At 36.2% G+C, this 23,110-nt stretch carries 17 protein-coding genes; 8 read left to right on the forward strand and 9 right to left on the reverse strand.

What is annotated here, in order from left to right; genetic code table 11:
- Positions 1–26 precede the first annotated feature (26 nt).
- The gene (locus AVL50_RS06910) at positions 27–1,025 is read left to right on the forward strand and encodes an AraC family transcriptional regulator (RefSeq protein WP_062615756.1); all 999 of its coding nucleotides are present in this window, start codon (positions 27–29) and stop codon (positions 1,023–1,025) included.
- Here AVL50_RS06910 and AVL50_RS06915 read toward each other — a convergent pair.
- From AVL50_RS06915 to AVL50_RS06930, 4 genes are all read right to left on the reverse strand, one after another.
- Positions 1,022–1,657: an HAD family phosphatase gene (locus AVL50_RS06915; RefSeq protein ID WP_062615757.1), complete on the reverse strand. Its 636-nt coding sequence runs from the start codon at positions 1,655–1,657 to the stop codon at positions 1,022–1,024. The genes AVL50_RS06910 and AVL50_RS06915 overlap by 4 nt on opposite strands.
- A gap of 88 nt (positions 1,658–1,745) precedes the next feature.
- Positions 1,746–2,216 (reverse strand): peptidylprolyl isomerase, encoded by a 471-nt coding sequence (locus AVL50_RS06920; RefSeq protein ID WP_062615758.1) that lies wholly within the window; start codon positions 2,214–2,216, stop codon positions 1,746–1,748.
- A gap of 88 nt (positions 2,217–2,304) precedes the next feature.
- Positions 2,305–5,559 carry a PAS domain-containing protein gene (locus AVL50_RS06925; protein WP_062615759.1) on the reverse strand — a complete coding sequence of 1,085 codons (3,255 nt, stop codon included), beginning with the start codon at positions 5,557–5,559 and terminating at the stop codon, positions 2,305–2,307.
- 70 nt (positions 5,560–5,629) lie between these two features.
- The gene (locus tag AVL50_RS06930; RefSeq protein WP_062615760.1) at positions 5,630–6,232 is read right to left on the reverse strand and encodes a thymidine kinase; all 603 of its coding nucleotides are present in this window, start codon (positions 6,230–6,232) and stop codon (positions 5,630–5,632) included.
- 150 nt (positions 6,233–6,382) lie between these two features.
- Here AVL50_RS06930 and miaA point away from each other — a divergent pair, with 150 nt between their 5' ends.
- From miaA to recQ, 6 genes are all read left to right on the forward strand, one after another.
- Complete coding sequence (miaA, locus tag AVL50_RS06935; RefSeq protein WP_216639017.1) at positions 6,383–7,291, forward strand: tRNA (adenosine(37)-N6)-dimethylallyltransferase MiaA; 909 nt, start codon at positions 6,383–6,385, stop codon at positions 7,289–7,291.
- A gap of 4 nt (positions 7,292–7,295) precedes the next feature.
- Positions 7,296–8,786, forward strand: coding sequence for a PAS domain S-box protein (locus AVL50_RS06940; protein ID WP_062615762.1), 1,491 nt, complete (start codon positions 7,296–7,298; stop codon positions 8,784–8,786).
- A gap of 53 nt (positions 8,787–8,839) precedes the next feature.
- Positions 8,840–9,286 (forward strand): response regulator, encoded by a 447-nt coding sequence (locus AVL50_RS06945; RefSeq protein ID WP_062615763.1) that lies wholly within the window; start codon positions 8,840–8,842, stop codon positions 9,284–9,286.
- A gap of 15 nt (positions 9,287–9,301) precedes the next feature.
- Positions 9,302–10,990: an ATP-binding protein gene (locus AVL50_RS06950; protein WP_062615764.1), complete on the forward strand. Its 1,689-nt coding sequence runs from the start codon at positions 9,302–9,304 to the stop codon at positions 10,988–10,990.
- Positions 10,962–12,014, forward strand: a complete 1,053-nt coding sequence (locus AVL50_RS06955; protein WP_062615765.1) for a response regulator — start codon at positions 10,962–10,964, stop codon at positions 12,012–12,014. Before AVL50_RS06950 ends, AVL50_RS06955 begins: the two co-directional genes overlap by 29 nt.
- Positions 12,015–12,401: 387 nt before the next feature.
- Entirely contained in the window at positions 12,402–14,576 is a 2,175-nt protein-coding gene (gene recQ / locus AVL50_RS06960) for a DNA helicase RecQ (RefSeq protein WP_062615766.1), read from the forward strand.
- A gap of 140 nt (positions 14,577–14,716) precedes the next feature.
- Here recQ and AVL50_RS06965 read toward each other — a convergent pair whose 3' ends face one another.
- The 5 genes from AVL50_RS06965 to AVL50_RS06985 all read right to left on the reverse strand — a co-directional run bounded on the left by AVL50_RS06965 (position 14,717) and on the right by AVL50_RS06985 (position 21,495).
- The gene (locus AVL50_RS06965; RefSeq protein ID WP_062615808.1) at positions 14,717–16,858 is read right to left on the reverse strand and encodes a M3 family metallopeptidase; all 2,142 of its coding nucleotides are present in this window, start codon (positions 16,856–16,858) and stop codon (positions 14,717–14,719) included.
- A 108-nt stretch (positions 16,859–16,966) separates the two neighbouring features.
- A complete protein-coding gene (locus AVL50_RS06970; RefSeq protein WP_062615767.1) occupies positions 16,967–17,854 on the reverse strand; it encodes an NAD kinase in 888 nt (295 codons plus the stop codon).
- 2 nt (positions 17,855–17,856) lie between these two features.
- Positions 17,857–18,528 carry a CBS domain-containing protein gene (locus AVL50_RS06975; protein WP_062615768.1) on the reverse strand — a complete coding sequence of 224 codons (672 nt, stop codon included), beginning with the start codon at positions 18,526–18,528 and terminating at the stop codon, positions 17,857–17,859.
- A gap of 167 nt (positions 18,529–18,695) precedes the next feature.
- Entirely contained in the window at positions 18,696–19,451 is a 756-nt protein-coding gene (locus AVL50_RS06980; protein ID WP_062615769.1) for an alpha/beta fold hydrolase, read from the reverse strand.
- Positions 19,452–19,542: 91 nt separating this feature from the next.
- Complete coding sequence (locus AVL50_RS06985; protein ID WP_062615770.1) at positions 19,543–21,495, reverse strand: DUF885 family protein; 1,953 nt, start codon at positions 21,493–21,495, stop codon at positions 19,543–19,545.
- Positions 21,496–21,895: 400 nt separating this feature from the next.
- Between AVL50_RS06985 and AVL50_RS06990 the strand changes: the two genes are divergently transcribed.
- Positions 21,896–23,104 carry a chorismate-binding protein gene (locus AVL50_RS06990; RefSeq protein ID WP_062615771.1) on the forward strand — a complete coding sequence of 403 codons (1,209 nt, stop codon included), beginning with the start codon at positions 21,896–21,898 and terminating at the stop codon, positions 23,102–23,104.
- Positions 23,105–23,110: the final 6 nt, after the last annotated feature.

A 23,110-nucleotide genomic window follows, 5' to 3' on the forward strand; every position in this document is an offset into this window, starting at 1 on the left:
TAGAGGTTTCTTTATAAATTGGAAATATGAAAGTCTTAAACTTTAAAGAAGGTTCTATGAGGGGATTGATCGACCAACTACAAGAATTAGTTGGTGGCAATTACCACAAGCAACTTTTTACTGTAAATAGTAAATACTTAAAATGTAAAATCAGGTATTTTCAACTTCATCCAGGACTTGAAGTTTCGACCAACTCGTATACCTTTGATGAAGACACAAAGATTGTTTTCAAAGGAGACAAAGAATCGCAACGTTATCTATGTTTCCGTTTTTCTTACACTGGGGATCTCGTAAAAAGTAAAATATCAGAACAACCCGAACTTTCTCCTTCCGGTGGAATGATTGCTTATGACACTACCGTAAGTACTGAAATACTTATTAAAAAAGGATTTCATTATCAATGGGTAGGTGTACGTATCAAAAGAAATATTCTCGAAAATGAAGAACATCTATTTAAAGAATTTTTGGGAGATTTCTTTTCAAATGATAAAGGACAGGAGTGGCTGATCTACGATAATATCCCTTTAGAAACTCATGTACTATTAAAAGATACTTTTGCTATTGATGAAACAAAACCTAACCTTGTCATCAACCCTTTATTAGTGGCTAAAGCAAGTGAGATGCTGAGTATTTTCTATGACAGAATACTGAGCAGAAGCCATAAGATTACTTCTAAAAATCTGCATTCGGAAGATTTTGAACAATTGATGAAAGTAAAAGACTACATCCTCTCCTCATTAGATTATGTTCCAAGTCTTGAAGAGCTTGCAGAAATGTATGGTTATTCTGTTTCAAAACTAAGAAGGGATTTCCAACAAGTTTTTGGTACATCAGTAATTAAATTTCACCTTAATTATAGATTAGAAAGAGCAAAAATTCTTTTAGCATCAGAGGCCAATAATATCCAAAATATTTCAAGAATGTGCGGATTTAAATCAAGCTCAAAATTCTCTTTCTATTTCAAAAAGAAATATGGGATTACACCTAAAGAAGTTGCTAAAAGATATCAGAGTAATCTTCTCTAATCTATTAATATCAATAATTCTTTCATGTCTTTAAAGACTTTAATGCCTTTAGAAGTATACTTCTCCTCTTCTTGATGTCCAACATAAACCATCACATCAAAACCTCCATTTTGTGCTGCCACCACTCCAGACATGCTGTCTTCAATCACTACACAGTCTGATGGTTGCATTCCTAAATGCTGTGCTGTCGTTACAAAAACCTTTGGATCAGGCTTCCAAGCTTGCAAATCGTAAGCACTAAACATGTTTCCTTCAAAATAGGGGTAAAGCCCTGTAGTCTTCAGGTTCAGCTCCATTTTGCTCATTGGACCATTTGAAGCTACTGCAAAAGGTATTTTTAATTGTGACACAACCTCTTTAATCCCATCAATAGGCTGAATGTCGTTCTTGAAAGCTTCAAATGTTTTCTGGCGAAACTGCTTTTCAAAGTCTTCATTAAGTGTAATTTGATACTCTTCCTCCACATATTCCACAATTTGATCAAACGCCTTTCCTGTCAAGGTTTTAATCGCATAATCATAGCTCATTTCCACTCCATAAGCACTAAAAAGTTCGATGAAGACATTCATAGTGATCGATTCTGAATCTACTAACACCCCATCGCAGTCAAAAATTATAGCTTTGTATTTCACGCTTCAAAAAAATAGTTATCAAAAAAAGAGACTGACCCAACCTTATATTGAATCAGTCCCCATATTAAAAATCCCTCTCAAAAAAGGATTATAGTTTCTTTACTTCCGGCAATTCAGCATCACCTTCTTCTTTGATGATCTCAATAGAACGAATTTTATCGTTAGGGCGGATATTGTCTACTACTTCAACACCTTCAACTACTTTACCGAAACAAGTATGGTTACGGTCTAAGTGAGAAGTTTGAGTACGGCTATGGCAAATAAAGAACTGAGAACCGCCAGTGTTTCTACCTGCATGTGCCATTGATAAAACACCACGGTCGTGGTATTGGTTATCACCATCTAATTCACAAGCAATTCTATAGCCTGGTCCACCTGCACCTGTACCGTCAGGGCAACCACCTTGAATGACAAAATTAGGAATTACTCTGTGGAAAGTTAATCCATCATAGTAGTTATGCAACGCTAAGTCTACGAAATTCGCTACCGTGTTTGGAGCATCATTTTGGTAGAACTCTACTGTCATATCTCCTTTTTCAGTTTTAATGATTGCTTTCATCTCAATGTTTTTATGAATGATAAATTAATCAACGTGCAAATGTAATCAATTCATGCGTTGAATAATAAGTACTTGGTCAAAATATCACCTAAACTGTTTTCTGATGATTAGGTCTAAGCGGTGTAATATTGATCAACGCCGAAATTACTACATCTTTTCCATCAAGATCTGTGTACACAGAATTTCCTTTTTCTAATACTAAAATTCTTCTGCTGTCTCTCAGTGTTAAAGTATAAGTCTCATAATAAGACTTGCCATTCTGTACTGCTTCTTGGATATTTTCCATAGCTGACTTAAACTTCTCCTGATCTGCACCGCTTACAAAAGACGTTAAATCAGAAACACCTCCAAAATAGCTCTGCCAAATACCTGTAGTCTTTTTAATATTTTTGACGTCTTCAACAGATCTATAGGCTATAGAAACTGGAACTTTATCAATACTTTGGTCATCACCAAAATCTTCAAACTCTAGCTGTGAAGCAATACTACACATAGCATAAATCTTACCGGAAGAATTGACCATAGGGAATTTCACATACTTGAATTTCGTTCCATCTTTTCTCTCTTCCACGTAAGCAACCTCTGTCTCCTGCTCTGCGATTCCTTTATCCAGTTCCCAAATCAAGCTTCCTTCCTCTTCGCCAAAAATTTCAACATCAGTCTTTCCAATAATATCGTAGCCTAAGTTCAAACGTTTAGTGAGTGTTTGATCCACCATAATATACTTTCCGTCGAGGTCTTTCATATATACCTCTGCTTCATAAGTATCAAAAATGGCTTTCAGCTGTCTTCTTGATTCTTCCAAGTCAGCTTCCCTTTTCTTTCTTTCTGTAATGTCATGGAACATGATCGTTGCTCCAATGATGGCACCATCTTCTCCGTGAATTGGGTAGTAACGGGAATCCATAATTCTCTTACGCACTCCAAACTGGAAAGTCATTTCATCTGTGAACGAATGACCGTCTAATGCCTTCTTACAATTTTCTTTATAACGGCCTCTATTTTCCGGTCTCACAAGGTCAAGCATCACCGTTTCACCTTCTGTGATTTCCACTCCTCTTCCCTTCAACTCATCCTTAATAGCATTGTTTGCTAAAGTAACGACCATCTTTTGATCAATAGCAATTACAAAATCACTCGTTACATCCAAGAAAGCCTTCAAATTGGCCTCACGAATGCTTAGTTTTTCTTGTGAAATCTTCAAGTCTACTGTACTTGAAATATCGTTGATTGCACCTGCAAATCGTTGTGCCACTCCATTTTCATCATGTTTAACAGCTCCAGAAACATAGAACCATTTAAATGTACCAGATTTTAATCGAAGACGAACCTCAATTGAATTAGGAGCAATACCTAAATGATCAGCAATCAATCCATTAAATACCTTAATGGCCTTTTCTCTATCTTCAGGGTGAATATTGGCTACAAATGACTCAAAATCATTTTGCAATTCACCTTCATCATATTCTAAAAGCTCTTCAAAGCGATGTGACCACCAGAAGTTAGTTGTTTCATCCAGCACACCATTTTGAAGCACGGCATCCCAAATACCTTCTGAAGTTCCTTTGAAAGCCAAATCAAAACGTTCCAAAGTTTTGGCCAGTTGTTCCGTTCTGTCTTTTACTTGATTTTCAAGACTCGTACGCAACGCTTCCAATTCGTTTTGTCTTCTCTCCATCTCCTCCTGCGTCGCTTGAAGTTCTTCATAGTTCTGACGCATTTCCTCTTCTTGACTTCTCAAGTGATCTCTTTGTTGCTGTGAAGACATCAAAAGTTCTTTCGTACGCTGATTGTTTTTAGCAGTTCTCAACGTAGAAGCAATACTCTCAGCTACTCTTTCTACAAACTCAATTTCAAAAGGCTCGATCTCTTTGAAACTTGCGATTTCTAACGCTCCTTCAACCTCATCATTGATTTTCAAAGGCACAATTAAAACCGCACGAGGAGTTGAATCTCCTAAACCTGAAGTAATTTCAGTATAACCTTCAGGTACGTCATTCAGGTAAATTGTTTCCCCTAGTAGATAAGCTTGCCCTAAAAGTCCTTCGCCAAAACGGCCGTCAATATGGATTTTCTTTTCAATAATTCTTTTTCTCTCAAAAGCATAAGTGGCTTCAAGATTTAAGAATTTCTTTTGATCTTCTGTTTCGTCTAAGAAATATAATTCTCCTTGGTTAGCATTGAGGTAAGAGACCAATTCACTGATAATAGCATTTGATAATTCTTTCAGGTCTTGGTTTGTTCTTAAAATCTCACCAAAGTGAGCCATACCTTTTGTAATCCAGTTTCTTTTTTCATCCTGATAAGCTACATCTTTCAGCTTATTTCTCATCTGCACCAAGGCATTACCCAAAATGTCATAGTCACTAGCAGGTTTGAATTTGGCTTCAAAGTGTCCTTCACCAATACTCAAGGCAAATCGACTGGCTCTGCCCAAATTATCCCTCAGTTTATTACTTGACAAAATGATATCGTTCATCTCATCACTTGTTTCATCAATATCCTGTCCTAAATCTCCAATCGATAAACGATCCAACTGATTGACAGGACGTTGTAAGGATGTATTCAGCGTTCGAATTACAAGAAGTGATGAACCAATGGCAAGAATAGAGAAGAAAAAAGTAACAAAGGCAATAGAAGAGTTGGCAGACTCAATATCTTCATTGATCCTTTTCACGTCATCCAGCATGGCTTTACGTTGCTGTTGTGACAAAGGACCTAAATAATCTCTGATTTCAGCTTTGAGGGGAGAAATTGTGGTAAGTAAATAATCAACTATGTATTCATCCACTTCTGCTTTCTTTTTGAAGCTTTCCAACTTCAAACGTAAGGTGAGGGAATCATATGTATCTACATCTTCCTGAATAGCGGCAAAGTCTGTGATATGTTGTTCAAAATACAACTCCAAATCATCCTGACCATGCTTGTATTCTTTCAAAAGGATACCAAGAGCATCAATTGATCTTCGGTCTTGAGAGGTAAGATGTTTTCCTAATTCTTCTAATTTTTCTAAGGCAGGAAGGATGTCTGTGTCCCAAAGTGAGTTTCTTTCATCTTTGTAAGAATCATCCTTTGTCAAAAAATAGCCTCGTTGAGCAGCAGAAACACGGTCCAAGCCCGCATTAATTCTAGAAGTCATGACAGTGATAGGGTTTCTTGTTTGGATTACCCTATCACCGACATCACTCACCAAGTTGTTTTGATAAACAACAAGGATGGTAAATGTTATTAAGATAAATAAGTAGGAAGTAGTTAATAAAACATTTCTTCCTTGTATAGTTTTGAAACTAAAGTAACGCGAAAATTGACGTCCTAAATTATCTGTATCTATTCTTTTCTGCATCGAGAAGTTTATTTTTCTGCCAAGTCTGTGTAGAGACTAAAGCAAAAAATAACTTAAGAATCTCTACAAATCAAGAGTTTGCACTTCGAGAGGACATGCCTTTCTGATAACATTTTCGACATCTCGCCTCATAAGAATCCGTCTCACCTAAAAGCACTTGTTCATCTGAAGCTGATAGTCGGTATGAATATAGCGCAGGTTCACCACATTTTACACAAATAGCGTGCAATTTTGTTACATATTCTGCAATTGCCATCAATTGAGGCATTGGTTCAAATGGTTTTCCCTGGAAATCCATGTCCAAACCACAAACAATAATACGGTGCCCGGCGTTGGCCAATTCTACACAAACATCTACTAGTTTGTTGTCAAAAAATTGAGCCTCGTCAATAGCTATAACTTCATTTTTGCCAACATATTGTGTGATTTCCTCAGCAGATTTGACTGGAGTTGAAATAATTGAGTTGGCGTTATGAGAAACTACATTTTCCTCATGGTATCTTGTATCAACAGCTGGCTTGAAAATATGAACAACTTGTTTGGCAATAGTAGCTCTGTTCACTCTGCGGATTAGTTCTTCAGTTTTTCCTGAAAACATTGATCCACAGACTACTTCTATCCATCCGATGGGTTTCTCTTCTGTGCGGTCTTGAAATCTAGGTTCTACAAACATGTTATTTAATTTATAATAGGGCTGTAAAGGTAAGTCATTGTTTTCATCTTTCCCTACTTTGTTTAGAATTGCTATATTAATTTTTAGCGTGCCGATTATGGTTTTCTACTTGAGGTTAACTTTGTATCTTTGTGACAAATTATTTTGATATTGGAAAAAGAAAAAGTTTTAGTAGTTGTAGTAGGTCCTACTGCTGTAGGTAAAACCGACTTTTGTGTAGAGTTAGCCCGTGCTTTATCCACAGAAATTGTTTATGCCGATTCACGTCAGTTTTTTAAAGAAATGCAGATCGGCACTGCACGCCCCACCGAAGATGAAATGCAGGAAATACCACACCACTTTGTGGGGCATTTGTCTATAGAACAAGAATATAGCTTTGGGCATTACGAAAAAGATACACTTCAATTACTGGAGCAACTATTTCAAAAACATAAATATGTGATCCTTTCTGGCGGATCAGGGATGTATGTTGATGCCATCTGCAACGGTATCGATCCCATGCCTACAAGTGATCCTAAAGTAAGAGAAAAACTGAACACCCGTTACCAGCAGTATGGAATTCAGCCATTGCTGGAAGAACTGGAACAAAAAGATCCTGAATATTACAATCAAGTAGACAGAGCCAATTATCAAAGAGTGATCAGAGCACTTGAGGTCATTGAAATCACAGGAAAAAAGTATTCTGGACAGCGCAGTCAATACAAAGCCGACCGCCCTTTTAAAATTGTAAAAGTTGGATTAAACAGGGACCGCCAAGAGCTTTATGACAGAATCAATCTGAGAATGGACATTATGCTGAACAATGGCCTTTTGAAAGAAGTAGAAAGCCTTTTTCCTCATAAAGAAAAAAACGCACTTCAAACAGTGGGTTACAAAGAAATTTTTGATTTCTGGGACGGTAAACAGGATTGGAATACTACCGTTGAACTGTTGAAAAGAAACAGCAGAAGATACGCCAAAAAACAATTGAGCTGGTTTAAAAGAGATTCCTCTACCCATTGGGTTCATCCTTCTCAATTAGAAGATGTAATAAATTATATTAATTCCCTCAACCTATAAAACAATGCCATCTAAAATATTAGAACAAAACAACTTCCTCACACCATTATTTTACGCCGCTTCGGAGGGAATTATTATTTGCAATAAAAAAGGACAAATAGTAGCCATCAACCCAATGGGTAACACAATCTTTGGCTACGAAGAGGGTGAGTTGGTTGGTCAGGAACTTGAAGCACTGCTTCCGGATGCTATTAAGACTATGCACAAGAGCCTTAGAAATGCTTACTTTGAAAAACCTGAAGTAAGACCCATGGGGCTTGGCAAAGAATTTATCGCACAGAAGAAAAGTAAAGAAGTTTTTTATGTTGAGGTAAGTATCAGTCACATGACCATTGAAGATGAGTTTCATGTAGCGGCTTTTGTTCATGACATTACCAAAAGAAAAAATGTTGAGCTTCAAGTTGTCAAACAGCAACAGCTTTTAGAATATTATGCCGATTATGCACCTGCGGCAATTGCAATGCTAGATAAGGATTTAACTTACCTCATTGCAAGTAACAGATGGAAGAAAACTTTGGGAGTTACAGTAAACCTGGAAGGGAAAACCATACAGGAAACTTTACCTAATTTCCAGAAAAGATGGTATGAGGTGTTTGAGCAGGTCTTAAACGGAGAAAAATCCGGAGTGCAGATGGATTATATTGACCGAATAGATTTGAGCAATATATGGATAGAATGGGAAGCACACCCTTGGTACAATAGTGACAATCAAATCAGCGGTATTATCATCTTTGCGGAAGATGTAACAGAGCGTGTAGAGAACGAACAGAAAGTGAAGCAGTACATGCAGGAGTTGATTCTCAAAAACAGGGAATTAGAGGATTTTGCTTATGTCAGTTCACATGACTTACAAGAACCGTTGAGAAAAATACGTGCTTTTGGTGACCGTTTAAGCAAGAAGGAAAAAGAAAATCTGTCTCCTAAAGGACAAGATTATATCAATAGAATGTTGAATTCTGCAGAAAGAATGCAACAGCTCATTACAGACCTTTTAAGGTTCTCAAGAATATCATCCAAAGCGAAGCCTTTTGAGCAGATTGACCTGAATGAAGTGTTAAGAGATGTTATTTCTGATCTTGAAATTGCAATTAATGAATCTGAAGCGGTAATTCGTACTGTAGAACTTCCAACAATTAAAGGAGACATAACTCAACTAAGACAACTTTTTCAAAATCTTATTTCAAATGCTATAAAATTTAGAAAAGACGATACTACTCCTCAAATCAGAATTGATTCTAGCATTGATGAAACAAAACCTAACGAAGTGGAAATTTCTATTGCTGATAATGGAATTGGTTTTGATGAAAAATACAACGAGCGTATCTTTCAAATTTTCCAGCGTTTGGAAGGAAGAAAATATAATGGTTCTGGTATTGGTTTGGCTATCTGCAAGAAGATTACACAACGCCACGGTGGTGATATTACGGCAAGCAGTCAGATTGGAAAAGGAACAACTTTCACCTTTACGCTAAGAACCGATTTAGAAGAAGAGTAATAGAGTAAATACATAACTTTCAGATTTTTTCCACTTAATTTAAAAAAGTATTCATGACAACTACCATTCTTTACGCTGATGATGATCCTGAAGATCGAATGCTAACCGAAGAAGCTTTTGAAGAAGCTTTTGCACAAAAAAGTAATTTGTCTATTCAACTTCAATTTGTTGAAGATGGAGAGGAACTAATGAGCTATTTGCAAAATAATGGCAAGTATAATGACAATAGCAAATATCCAACCCCTGATCTCATTTTGCTTGACTTGAATATGCCTAAAAAGGACGGCAGAGAGTGTCTAAAAGAGATCAAAAACAATGATCATTTGAAAAAAATACCTGTAGTTGTATTAACAACTTCAAATGATGAAGAAGATGTCATAAAAACTTATAACTTAGGGGTCAGCTCGTTTATTACTAAGCCGGTAACTTTTGAATCCATGGTTGAGGTCGTTGAATCGCTCAACAAATATTGGTTTCAAGTAGTAAGGTTGCCTCATTAATAGTTTTTAGAATTTATGCCTTTTTCACAACATACTGATCCGCATAATCAAATAGTGAAGGTACTTCTCATCGATGATGATGAAGATGATTATATCATTACCGAAGATGTATTGGATGATATACCTTTCAGAAGTTATGAGCTTGATTGGGTCTCTAACTATGACGATGCTGTTGAAATCGTTAGTGAAGGAAACCATGACGTCTACATTGTAGATTATCTACTTGGGGCTAAAAGTGGCCTGGACCTTATCATTGAATGTCTGAAAGATCATCCTTTTAAACCTTTCATCTTATTGACTGGTCAGGGAGATGTAAAAGTCGATGAACAAGCTATGGTTGCAGGTGCTTCAGATTACCTTGTAAAAGGACAAATCACGCCTCAACAATTAGAAAGGGCAATTCGTCATAGTATACTGCATAGTAAACACCTGAATCATATTCAGGAGCTCAATGAGAAACTGGAGCAACGAGTGCAGGATAGAACACGTCAATTAGATAATGCAATCAAGACATTGCAACGTTCCAACGAGGATCTTGAACTTCAAATTTTCGAAAGAAAAAAAGCTGAAGAAGAACTTTTAAAAAGTCAGGCAATTTATAAAATCATTGCCCACAACTTCCCTTATGGGTTGATTTCTGTATTGGACGAAAACTTGAATTATCTTTTTGCCGATGGTACTGGCTTTAAAGATCTGGATTTAGATGCCGATAAAATTGTAGGTGCTAAATTCTTCAGGTTCTTATCTGAAAATGACCCGTCAAGAGTAGAAGAATATCAGAAATGTTTCAAACTTGCCCAGGAAGTCATCACTACGGGTGAAGAAGCAATTTTTGAATTCAAATATAAAAACCTCAACTATTCAACGATCATTGTACCGATCAAGAATAGCAGACAGCAAACAAAGCAGGTACTTGTGGTGATGCTCAATATCACACAGCAAACTAAGGCAGAAGAAGAGATACGAAAAGCCCTGACAAAAGAACGTCAACTGAATGAACTGAAGAGTAGATTTGTGTCTATGGCTTCACATGAATTCAGAACACCTTTGAGTACCATAATGTCTTCTGTTTCATTAATTTCTCGCTACAATTTACCTGAACACGAGGAGAAAAAAGAGAAACACATCAAACGTATCAAGTCAAGCGTTAATAATCTTACACAAATCTTGAATGATTTCCTATCTATTAGTAAATTGGAGGAAGGTAAGGCATTTGTGCATCGATCGACGATAGATGTGGATTCTTACATAGATAATTTGTGCGATGAAATGTCTTCTGTTACTAAACAAGGACAAAAAATTATAATCAGTCATGAAGGGGTTTCGCAGTTTAAAACTGATCCTCAGATACTGAAAAACATTATTATAAATTTACTATCAAACGCCATCAAATACTCTGGTATTGGAGATAGGATTTGGGTAGATTCATGCATAGACGACAATGAGCTACGTGTGAGCATTAAAGACGAAGGGATGGGAATTCCAGAGAAAGATCAAGTTCACCTATTTGATCGATTCTTCAGAGCTGAAAATGCAATCAACATTCAAGGAACTGGCCTTGGACTCAACATCGTGACGAAATATATAGAAATGCTGAATGGCTCAATCTCCTTCGAGAGTAAAGAAGACGTGGGTACAACATTCTCAATTAAAATACCGAAAAAGTTTATTCCAAATGAAAAAAATACTATTGATAGAGGATAATTTAGAAATGCGTGAGAACACATCGGAAATTCTAGAATTATCAAATTACGAAGTAATTACAGCTGACAATGGTAAGGTAGGCGTTGAAAAAGCAAGAACATCAAGCCCTGACTTGATTATTTGTGATATTATGATGCCTGAGTTAGATGGTTATGGTGTATTATTCGCTTTATCTAAAGACCCTAATACTGCTAGTATTCCTTTCATTTTCTTAACAGCTAAAGCTGAAAAAACAGATTTCAGAAAAGGAATGAGCCACGGTGCTGATGACTACATTGCTAAACCATTTGATGATGTTGAGCTATTAGATGCTATTGAAAGCCGTTTGAAAAAATCAGACACTGTTCGTAAGCATTATGAGCAATCTCCAGAAGGTTTTGATTCATTTATCAGCGATGCTAGAGGAATGAATAACTTAGATAAACTTTCAGAAAATAGAAAATCACGTACTTACAAAAAGAAAAGTGTATTGTTTTATGAAGGAGATCATCCAAACGCACTTTTACAGATCGTAAGCGGTAAGGTAAAAACTTATAAAACAAACGAAGATGGAAAAGAGTACATCACAGGTATTCACGGTCCTGGTGAGTTTTTAGGTTATGTGGCTTTATTGAAAGATGTAACTTACCCTGAGAGTGCAATGGTATTGGAAGAGTGTGAGATCACTATGATTCCTAAGGAAGACTTCTTCTCACTAATTCATAACAACAGAGACGTTTCTCATGCCTTCATTAAGCTTTTAACAAAAGAGGTGATTGAACAAGAAGAAAAGCTATTAAAGTTAGCTTATGGCTCCGTGAGACAACGTGTTGCAGAAGTATTACTTCAGTTAGACAAGCGTTACCAACAAGGACCAAACGAAAGAATGTCGATCACAAGAGATGACTTGGCAAAAATCGTAGGTACTGCAAAAGAAACATTGATCCGTACTTTGTCCGATTTTAAAGATGAGAAACTCATTGAGATCAAAGATAAAAATATCACGATTATCAACTTGGCAAGATTAGAGAGATTAAGTCATTAATCCTCAAGCAACGGTCAATATTGGTATTTCAATCAATATTTAAGAAGTCTACATTGAAAAAATGTAGGCTTTTTTTGTAATATTACATTACTAAAGTTGGAACAGAAGTATATTTTATTGGATTTTTTCTATTTGTAACCTTATTCAGAATTATCATAATATTCTCACCTTCAATGTTGAGGGCCTGAATATTAAAAAAACAATAGCATCTATTAATAAATTGGTTAAGGATAACTACTATGAAAACTAATAGTGTTTTTGTATATTCATATAAACAATAGGATTGAAGCTACAATACTTTTAGTATTCATCTATACAGACACAGAATTTTTAAAGCATCCAATTATTTATACTATCTTATATAGATAATTTATTTTGAAATAGCATATGGCAAGTACGAATGTACAATCACCGTTAAAAGATAAATTAAAGGAGGTATTCGGTTATAATCAGTTCCGTGGAAATCAGGAAGTGATTATACAGCATATTTTAGATGGCAAAAATACATTTGTAATTATGCCTACTGGTGCTGGAAAATCTCTTTGTTATCAATTACCCGCGGTAATGAAAGAAGGAACTACAATTGTAATTTCTCCTTTGATCGCATTAATGAAAAACCAAGTGGATCAGCTTCAGGCTTTAGGAATTAATGCTAGCTTTCTTAATTCAACATTAAGCAAAAGTGAATCAAATAGGGTAAAGAAAGAGACTCTGGAGGGAAAGACGAAACTGCTTTATGTGGCTCCTGAATCATTAACAAAGCCTGATAATATTGAACTTCTGAAAAAGTCTAATATTTCATTCATCGCTATTGATGAGGCCCACTGTATTTCAGAATGGGGACATGATTTTAGACCTGAATACAGAAGAATAAAACAAATTATAGAAGAAATTGGCGACTTGCCAATCATTGCTCTTACAGCTACTGCTACTCCTAAAGTAAGAGCGGATATTCAGAAAAACCTTAGAATGGAAGATGCCAACATCTTCTTATCTTCTTTCCATAGGGACAACTTATTTTACGAAGTACACCCCAAGAAAGATCCAAAGGTTCAACTGATCAAGTTCATTAGAAAACATCAGAACAAATCTGGAATTATCTACTGCCTCAGCCGTAAAAAAGTGGAGGAAGTAGCAGAGTTTTTGAGGATCAACGGCATCAACGCTCTCCCTTATCATGCCGGTATGGAATCTTCTCAGAGAATGGGCAATCAAGATGCCTTCTTGAATGAAGACTGCGATGTAATTGTGGCTACAATTGCCTTCGGTATGGGTATTGACAAGCCTGACGTTCGTTTTGTAGTGCACTACGATGCTCCTAAATCATTGGAAGGATATTATCAAGAGACAGGTAGAGCTGGTAGAGATGGTTTAGAATCGTACTGTATGATGCTCTTCAGTCCTGAAGACATCTCAAAACTAGAGAAATTCCATAAAGATAAATCCATTACAGAAAGAGAGAATGTTCATATTCTACTTCAAGAAATGAGCTATTATGCTTATTCATCTGTTTGTAGAACGAAGCAATTACTTCATTACTTTGGTGAGCACGTTGAAGAAAATTGTGGACATTGTGACAACTGTAAAGCCAAACACTCTTCTTTCAATGCCAAAGATCAAATACTACTAGCCTTACAAGCAGTCGAAGAAACGGAAGAACGTTTTGGTATTGAGCATATCTGCAATGTATTGACAGGTACTCGTACTGATTATGTGGAAAGCTACAATCATTTTGACTTAAAGTCTTTCGGCAAAGGAAGTGAATTTGATAACAAACATTGGGAATCCATCATTCGTCAATCAATGATTAATGGATTTTTAGCCAAAGATGTTGATCAAATTACAATAATTCGTATTACAGAGAAAGGTGAAGGATTCTCAAAACGCCCTTTTGATGTTGATTACACTCAAGATTATCAATGGCCTTCTGAATTGGAAGCATTGAATGAGGAAGCTGTAGTGACGAATGCCTTTGATAAGGAGCTTTTTGATATCCTGAAAGCGAAAAGAAAGAAAATCGCTCACCAAAAAGGAATTCCTCCTTATGCAATCTTCCAAGAACCTTCTTTGGAGGAAATGGCAACAACTTACCCTGTGACCAATGAAGAATTGATGCAAATCAATGGTGTTGGAGCTGGAAAAGCCAAGAAATTTGGTAAACCTTTCCTAGATATTATTCAAGACTATGTGGAGCAGAATGAAATCACTACGGCTAAAGATGTAGTGGTCAAAAGTACTGTCAACAAGTCGAAAGCCAAGATTGCAATCATTCAGCAAATCGACCGCAAACAAGATATTGAGGACATTGCAGAATCATTAAAAATCTCTTTTGATGATGTTTTGGATGAAATCGAAAATATTGTGGATTCGGGCACAAAGCTGAATCTTGATTACTATATCGATACTATCATGGATGAAGATCGTTTGGATGAAATCTATGACTATTTCATGAGTGCTGAAACCGACGAATTGGATGATGCTTATGATGAACTAGATGAAGATATCGGTGAAGATGAAATTCGCCTTGTGAGAGTGAAATTCTTATCTGAGGTGGCAATGTAGTTTTTGAATTAAGATTTAACAATGAAGAGCTTCACTTTTGATTCATTGTTCATGATATAAAAAAGCCTTCAATATTTTGGATATTGAAGGCTTTTTCTTTTTGTGTAACAGCGGGTAGACACGTAGGTCTACCCCTACGGTTATTTTGTTGGGAAACCTCTATCTCTCATTAGGGCTTCGATACGTGCATCTCTACCTCTGAATAATTTATAGGCTTTTGCTGGATCAATTGCATTTCTTGGGGCAAATAAGTATTTCACTAACTTGTCAGCTACTTCTTTGTCATAGAAACCTTTTGGTGCATTAGCAAATACCTCAGCGGCATCTGAAGTCAATACATCTGCCCATAAGTAACCATAATATGCCGCCGCATAGCCTTCTCCTGAGAATACGTGACCAAATTGAGTAGAACGGTGACGCATTACAATTTCCTTAGGCATACCTAAAGCCGTCAATGTTTCCTTCTCAAATTTCACTGGATCGATTCCAGTTGGATCAACTGTATGGTATTTCATATCCATCAATGCTGAAGCAAGGTATTCTGTAGTATTGAAACCTTGGTTGAATGAAGCAGCTGCCTCAATTTTCTTCACTAATGATTTCGGCATTGGCTCACCTGTTTTCTGATGTGTCAAGAAACCATTGATTACTTTATCCGTCGACAACCAACGCTCTAATAATTGCGATTGGAATTCTGTATAATCTCTTACACCGCTGTTAGATGTAGGGTATTTTACATTGGCAGATAAGAAGTGAAGAGCATGCCCAAATTCATGGAAAAACGTCTCTGCATCACTCCATGAAACCAATGATACTTCACCTGGTGCTGGCTTAATAAAGTTGGAGTTATTAGAAGCTAATACAATTTTCTTTCCTTCATAAGATGTAAAACTTCTGTAAGTTGTAGCCCATGCTCCTGAACGCTTTCCTTTACGTGCATATGGATCTAAGTACCATAATCCAATCACATCACCCGAAGTCTTGTCTGAAACCTCCCACACTCTTACATCTTCATGAAATACAGGAACCTTACCTTCTTCCAAAGCTCTGAATTGGAAATTGAATAATTCTCCAGCTACAAAGAACATTGCCTCTCTTAGCTTTTCTAATTGAAGGTATTGTTTTACCTCATCAGAATCTAAGTCATATTTTGCTTTACGTACTTTTTCAGCATAATAGCGATAATCCCAAGGCTCAATTGTGATTTTATCACCACGTTGATCTGCTACCTTTTGCATGTCTGCTACTTCTTCTTTCACTCTAGCAGTAGAAGCTACCCATACTTTCTCCATCAAATCCATTGCATTCTCTGGCGTCTTGGCCATTCTATTCTGCAATCTCCAAGTAGCATAGTTATCATATCCTAAAAGTGCTACCCTCTCGTTTCTTAACTGAAGAATCTCCGCTATAATTTTGTTGTTGTCGTGCTCATCTCTGTTGTCCCCTCTTTTAATATAGTTGGTCCAAACCTGCTTTCTTAAATCTCTTTCATCAGAATACATTAAGAATGGCTCCATTGATGATCTTGTATTTGTGATAGCATACTCACCTGCATGTCCTTTTTCCTCCGCTGTTTTAGCGGCAGACTTCACAAATGATTCCGGAAGACCACTCAATTGATCTTTTTTCAAATACACTACATAGTTTTCTTCATCAGCCAAAACATTATTTGAAAATGAATTGTACAATGAAGACAATTTCTTGTCGATAGCAGCATATTGCTTTTTCTTTTCAGCATCTAAATCCGCACCGTCCATCACAAATCCAGTATAGATCAGCTCTACAATTCTTTGTGCCTCATCTTCTAACGGCTCTTTTTGAGAAGCTTCATAAACCGCTTTGATACGTTTGAAAAGTTTCTCATTTTGCTTGATTTTTGATGAGTAATCTGAGATTTTTGGTGCTAAAGCTTTCGCAATTTCTCTTAATTCAGGCGAAGAGACATTACTTCTCCAGATTCCATAATACGTAAAAGCTCTGTCTAATGCCGCTCCTGATTTTTCCATAGGAATAATCGTATTCTCAAATGTAGGAGCATCTGAGTTGTTGGCAATGATATCGATTTCCTTCAGTTTCATGGCCATTCCTTCTTCGATTGCTCCCTGCAGATCTTTCAATTGCATTTTATCAAAGGCAGGCACACCGCCATAAGGGCCTTGCCACTCTTGTAATAATGGATTTTTTGACGTCAATTGTACTTCTTCTTGTTTTTCAGATGTGCAGGAAAAGAAGAGGCACATCAGCATCCCTATTCCTAATAAAGGTTGAATTGTTTTTCTCATTTCGATGAATTGAATTGTTGTATTTAACAAGTACCAGTTTCTAAAAGTACTTACTAGTTTTAGAATATATTTGAAACCATCAGTTAAGCTATAGGTTTCAAATACATTTTAGTTTCTGTTGTCTAACCCCCAGTTTAACTTTTTTCTTAGGGTATCTAAAAAATTATCCTGTCCTCCAATTTTCACAAGCTTCGCTTTGAATGGACATTTTCTTACTGCCAGTTGAATAGAAGCGTCAACAGCTTCAGATCTTGAATCAAGAGATACTAAGAAATTCTTACTTCTTCCCTCAATTTCAAAAGAAATGATACTGCTGTCAGATACGATAAGTGGTCGTACATTTAGATTGTGTGGGCATACTGGAGAGATAATAAAATTCTCTGACCCAGGAATCACCACAGGACCTCCTACACTCAAAGAATACCCTGTTGAACCTGATGGAGTTGAAACAATCAACCCATCTGCCCAATAAGAGTTCAGATATTCCCCATTTAAGTAAGTATGTACTACAATCATAGAAGAAGTATCTCTTTTCAGAATTGTAAATTCATTCAGACCAAATTTAATTCCTCCAAATAAATCTTCTCTATCACTTACCAAAGCAAGCATTGTTCTTTCTTCAATGGAATAATAACCATTGACCAAAGCATCTATTGTCGTTTGAAAATTTTCTCTTTGAATGGACGCTAAAAAGCCTAGACGTCCCGCATTTACACCTACAATAGGTATTTCAAGCTCTTGCACGTAAGTTAAAGCCTGAAGTAAAGTTCCATCACCTCCAATTGAGATCATAAAGTCGACTCCTCTCAAAGACTCGGTGTTGCTGAATACTTTTAACCCCTTAGAAAGTTCTGGTTCGATTTTCTCCAAATAAGGAGCCAAGGCATCTGAAATCACCAATTCTAATTCTGCTTTATCAAGAATATATTTGATGGAATCGATAATAAATTTGCTGCGTTCAGTTTCTAGCTTACGGCTATGTAATGCAATTCTCATTTTTAAAGTTCTAAATACCTTAATAGATTATCCAATCTGTCTTTGCTATCATCTTTCCCTTCTGTAAAGGTGGAAGAATAAATAACATTCAGGTTAAAGCGCTCAAAAGTAGCTATTACTGCATCCACTTCCACTTTATTTAATTTTAAAGTGACAATGACCATTTGAGGATCATCAGGATCAGATTCTACAAATACGCTTAAGATTTTCACATTATTAGACTCTACCCATCGGCTCAAATCCTCCAATGAATAATGAATTGCTTCAATACGCAGGGCCACGATGTTACCTAAGATTTGATCGGCATGTAATCTTGCCAACTCTTTCATCATGTCCTCTACCACAATCACACCGTGATATTTTTCTTCTTTATCTACCACAGGTACAATTTCAATATCAAACTCATCAACCACTCTCAAAACATCATAAAGATGAGTGGCTGGCAGTACTGAAGCTTCCTCATAAGACAATGGTAGTTTCACAGACTTCACACCCTCGTTAATATCAAGGTCAAAAAAGTCACTTTCTACCACTAGTCCAAGGTACTTTTCATCCTTCACCACAGGGAGTGACTGAATATTGTTTTCTTCAAAATAAGTAAACACACATTCTAAAGTAGTACTGGGATCGATACTGGGTAATGTTTGTGAAATTAACTGTTTTGCTATCTGCATACCATCGTTTTTTTGATTCTAATGATAATTATAAACAAAATGGGAGATAAACCATTGATTTTCATCAATTTTTACCTCCCAATCTGAGAATAGTCATCAACACTATTCTAAATTCCCTTTGTAAATTTAGAGAAATTATTTGAAGGTTTCTCTAAACTACATTATTGTTAGTTATTTCTCAAGAAATCATCCACTAACATGTTGAATCTATTTGGATGCTCCATCATTGGAACATGGCAACACTTATCAATAAAGTGCAATTCAGAGTTTGGAATTCTTCTGTGGAATTCGTGTCCAGCTGATGGAGGAGTAATGGTATCATTCAATCCCCAAATCAATAATGTTGGACATTTAATATCATTCAACTCATCTCTAAGGTTGTGCTTCTGTGCAGATCTTGCATAGTATACAATTCTCAAACATTTCGCACTGTCAGAAGTTACTTCAAATACCTCGTCAACAAGTTCTTTTGTTGCTACTTCAGGATCATAGAAAGTATAACCTACTCTATCCTTGATGAATTCATAACTACCTCTTTTAGGGTAAGACAAGCCCATACCCGACTCATAAAGTCCAGAGCTACCCGTAAGAATTAGTTTTTCTACCTTATCTGGGTTTGCTAAAGTAAATAACAAAGAAACATGACCTCCTAAGCTATTTCCCAATAAAGAAAACTTCGTTAAACCGAAATCCTCTACAAACTTTTCAGTATAAGCGACCAAACCTTCCAAATTTGACTCATTTCTTGGAGAATTATAAATTGGAAGCATTGGAATGATCACACGGTAACGTCCAGAGAAGTAACCCAACACCTCAGACCAGTTACTTAACGCACCAAATAGGCCGTGTAACAGGATTAAAACTTCACCCTCACCTTCATCTATGTATTTAAATCCGTGCTTTTCTCTAATTGTAAGACTCATATTTGTACTTAACTGTAATCGTTATTTCGAAAATACGTGCAAAGATAAGATTAAATTTGACCTTTATGCATATAAATGGCATGTTTAAAAATTACTTCATCTTATTTTCAGAATTATTTGCAAATATTAATTTATCAAATTCTGAAAAAGAAACGGCTCCTTCCATAAAAAGGGGTTTCAACTCACTCATAACACGCTGAATATCATTCGACTTATCTTCTATTACAATATAACTTTCAAATAAATGCATTCCAAAACCTCGTGCTACTCCTTCACCGATTGAAGAGGACGAAAAATCGACAATATTCTCAGATTCACCTTGTGTTAATATTGATTTCTCATAGACATACTCCACAGCCTCCTTTTTGGTCCACAGGTAATTATGTATTCCAATATCGCAAACCATGTACACCAAATTATGTACTTTCCAAAGTTGGTAACGTACCTTTTCCTTCAGTGGTGCATTGGCATAATAGTTATATAAATAGACATTTTTCCAAAATTCTTCTAAATAACGGAAGGTCAGTCCTCTTCTAAAAAATGGTAAGCTTGTGTTTGTCACTTTTAAACTACTCCATTGATTTAAAGCAGCCAAACTTATGGCTGTGGGTTTTAAAACCAATTTATTGTAAAAACTCACAGAGTCTGAAAAATAAACCCTGCCGTACCTGCTATTATCAAAGCTTCCTTCGTAATAAAAAGGTTCAAAAAAAGTTGTTGAAATTGGGGACGGAAGGTGTGTAAAATTGACTTTCTTCTGTGATGTGAAAATAGATGGAGTTTGAAGGAATGTCTCTTCAAACTGCTTTAAATATTCTGTATGTGTGATATGGTTCTCTCCTGTATATAATGAATCTATTTTTGCTCTTAACGAACCTTCATTCACACCTAGCTCTCCCAGCATCTGATGCAGTCTAGCTGTTTCTTTGTGCAATAGGTTTTTCCCAAGAAAATATAAATTCTTGGGTCTATGTTTGAAATCCAAATGAGCATCATTCATTCCCAGTTTATTACGCAAACGGTGCTGATAATACATCTCACCAAGAGCATATTGCATAGATGTGATTTCCTCAGGAGCTTGCATCTCCAACTCTGCCACTGTTCTAAACAACGCATCGAATGACGGAATCACTGAGCCTTCTATTGCTTTTTTGATTTCATACTTCAACTCAGAGCGGTTATTATTCAACTCATCATTGTCTACTTGATCCAACTTACTCATAAAGTCCTTAAAGAAAATATTATCCTCCACCTTCTTTTCTTCTAAAAAGACCTGTAGTTGTTCTCTTACTCTTTTCAAGACACTTTTAGGAGGAATAGTCAGTTCTTCATTGATATGAAAATGATGAATGGACTCTTCCAAGGTCTCTCCATTCCTTCTGTAAAGGATATTTTTTGTGGTGATATCCGCATATTCTTCCGCTGGATTGAGGCGGTTTCCGGCAATTAATTCTGCTATTTTATCTTGCACATCAATCAATCTGTTGATATAGTTTTTGGCATCACTGATATCTTTGATGGTATGACAGTTCAGCATCAAGAGAGGGAGCTGTACTTGTATACCAGAAATATGATCAATGGGGTATTTTGTATTCTTAAACAGTAATTTTTCTAGTATTTCCTGTTCTATAAGATAACGGAAAGTTTGAGCAGATAACCGCTCTTCCTCTGACATATTTTTTAGATCGTAACGATCTAGGAATTCATATTCTTTTTGTACATAAAGAGAATCATATTCTACCTGAAACGTAGAAACATCATTCAATTTACTTTCCGACTCATTGGTGATATAAGGCCACTTAAAAGCTTTTGTTCTCGTTAATACTTCTGGGTGCTCTTTGGCATAATCATAAAAGAAGCGATCTAAAAGTGTATAGAGTTTGGAAGGTTTAAAATACCATACATTCACTCGGTCAGCAATAAAAAACAAAGCCCCAATAAAAATCAGCACACGCAGATAAGCACCCCATTTCATCAGAAAGTGCCTTTTTACTTTTGAGAGGTAATATTTTTTATAAGCTTTATTGAGTCTATAATTGTTCATTGAAGTGAAATGCAGTCTTAATATATGTAACCTTAGAGTCTAACAAAATTGAAGCCATGAAAAGGTAAAGTACTAGGACAAAAGTAAACGCTGAATTTTAGGTTGTGATTTTTCATCTTAAACTAGATTATTCTGTAATTTATAGAAGAAAAACCAAATACATGCCTGAAATAAAATACCTATATCAACTTCATTCTAGTGTCTATTATTAACAAGTTTATTTTCATGCTATAGGCAAAAATCAACCTTATTCTAATACATTTGCAAATACTAGGCTAATAAATACTAAATGAATATAACTATATCCTTCATTTTTTAGTTATTCATTTAAGTAAAAGTCCTAAAGTAAGCGGAGGTTTATATTTGCCTTGGTGCTTTACAGTAAACAAACAGAATAGATTTGGAAAAGAGAGTGGATCAGAAGATTACGAAAGTGAATAATGCTCCTCTTCATTTTGATGAGGTGCTTGGGACAGCGTTGGATAGTGGACAACCTTTTGCCGCTTGGAAAATGCCTCAGGAAGCTACTCAGCAAATTGTAGTTTCTCTTCAGAAAGAAGCTTTGAGAGTTGAGGTGGATTTGGAGGAGTTACCTAAAGGTTTTTTAGCAAGACCTTTCCAAGACAAAGAAGACAAAGCCTACTTTATTCCAGCTGATATTTATTACACTTCTGATTTAGCTCAAGTTGAATTTTCTAGTGATTATGATTTCGAAACAAAACTGAATGTTGAAAAAGCACTCAGCAAGTTTGATTACACACAGCACAAGGACCGTTGGAAACGACAAATGCTTAAAACCCATTTCCCTCCAACCTCCAAAGAACATTTTACCAACATTGTTCAAGAAAGCGTCAACGCTATGAATAATGAAGAATTCTTGAAAGTTGTACTCTCAAGGACAAAAGAGGCTCCTTTAAAAGAAGGCTTCTCTCCTATTGAGTTTTTCCACCGACTTTGCAAGGCCTATCCAAATGCTTTTGTCTCAATGTGCTACCTTCCTACTATTGGACTGTGGATGGGTGCATCTCCTGAGACTTTAATCAGTATGGATGAAAATGGAATCTTCAGAACAGTTGCTCTTGCAGGTACTCAGGCAAGCAACGGAATTCTTCCTAAAGATGCCTCTTGGAAAAGTAAAGAAATTGAAGAGCAAGCACTAGTAAGTCGATACATTATCAACTGTTTTAAGAAAATCAGATTGAGAGAGTTCGAGGAAAGAGGCCCTAGAACTGTAGCAGCCGCACACCTTTTACATCTCAAAACTGACTTTAAAGTGGACACCAAAGCAACCAACTTCCCTCAATTGGGTACTGTTATGCTCAAGTTGCTTCACCCTACTTCTGCTGTTTGTGGTATGCCTAAGGAAATTGCCACTCAATTCATTTTAGAAAATGAAAAATACAACCGTTCGTTATACAGTGGTTATTTAGGGCCTGTTGGAATTCAAAACAGAGACCACCTCTTCGTTAATTTGAGGTGCCTACAGTTGTTTGAAGATCATGCTTTGCTGTATGCCGGAGCTGGTATTACATGTGATTCAGACCCCGAGAAGGAATGGAAAGAAACAGAAATTAAAATGGATACAATGCTCAAGCATTTAAATGGTTAACCCATT

The organism is Flammeovirga sp. SJP92, assembly GCF_001583495.1.
Classification (GTDB): domain Bacteria; phylum Bacteroidota; class Bacteroidia; order Cytophagales; family Flammeovirgaceae; genus Flammeovirga.

What these genes read in the sequence shown, in the direction of transcription:
- AVL50_RS06950 (WP_062615764.1), top strand. Translation starts at nt 9,302, where the DNA reads ATGCCTTTTTCACAACATACTGATCCGCATAATCAAATAGTGAAGGTA.
- AVL50_RS06970 (WP_062615767.1), bottom strand. Translation starts at nt 17,854, where the DNA reads ATGAGAATTGCATTACATAGCCGTAAGCTAGAAACTGAACGCAGCAAA.
- AVL50_RS06930 (WP_062615760.1), bottom strand. Translation starts at nt 6,232, where the DNA reads ATGTTTGTAGAACCTAGATTTCAAGACCGCACAGAAGAGAAACCCATC.
- AVL50_RS06980 (WP_062615769.1), bottom strand. Translation starts at nt 19,451, where the DNA reads ATGAGTCTTACAATTAGAGAAAAGCACGGATTTAAATACATAGATGAA.
- AVL50_RS06925 (WP_062615759.1), bottom strand. Translation starts at nt 5,559, where the DNA reads ATGCAGAAAAGAATAGATACAGATAATTTAGGACGTCAATTTTCGCGT.
- AVL50_RS06955 (WP_062615765.1), top strand. Translation starts at nt 10,962, where the DNA reads ATGAAAAAAATACTATTGATAGAGGATAATTTAGAAATGCGTGAGAAC.
- AVL50_RS06965 (WP_062615808.1), bottom strand. Translation starts at nt 16,858, where the DNA reads ATGAGAAAAACAATTCAACCTTTATTAGGAATAGGGATGCTGATGTGC.
- AVL50_RS06945 (WP_062615763.1), top strand. Translation starts at nt 8,840, where the DNA reads ATGACAACTACCATTCTTTACGCTGATGATGATCCTGAAGATCGAATG.
- AVL50_RS06940 (WP_062615762.1), top strand. Translation starts at nt 7,296, where the DNA reads ATGCCATCTAAAATATTAGAACAAAACAACTTCCTCACACCATTATTT.
- AVL50_RS06985 (WP_062615770.1), bottom strand. Translation starts at nt 21,495, where the DNA reads ATGAACAATTATAGACTCAATAAAGCTTATAAAAAATATTACCTCTCA.
- AVL50_RS06920 (WP_062615758.1), bottom strand. Translation starts at nt 2,216, where the DNA reads ATGAAAGCAATCATTAAAACTGAAAAAGGAGATATGACAGTAGAGTTC.
- AVL50_RS06975 (WP_062615768.1), bottom strand. Translation starts at nt 18,528, where the DNA reads ATGCAGATAGCAAAACAGTTAATTTCACAAACATTACCCAGTATCGAT.
- AVL50_RS06910 (WP_062615756.1), top strand. Translation starts at nt 27, where the DNA reads ATGAAAGTCTTAAACTTTAAAGAAGGTTCTATGAGGGGATTGATCGAC.
- recQ (WP_062615766.1), top strand. Translation starts at nt 12,402, where the DNA reads ATGGCAAGTACGAATGTACAATCACCGTTAAAAGATAAATTAAAGGAG.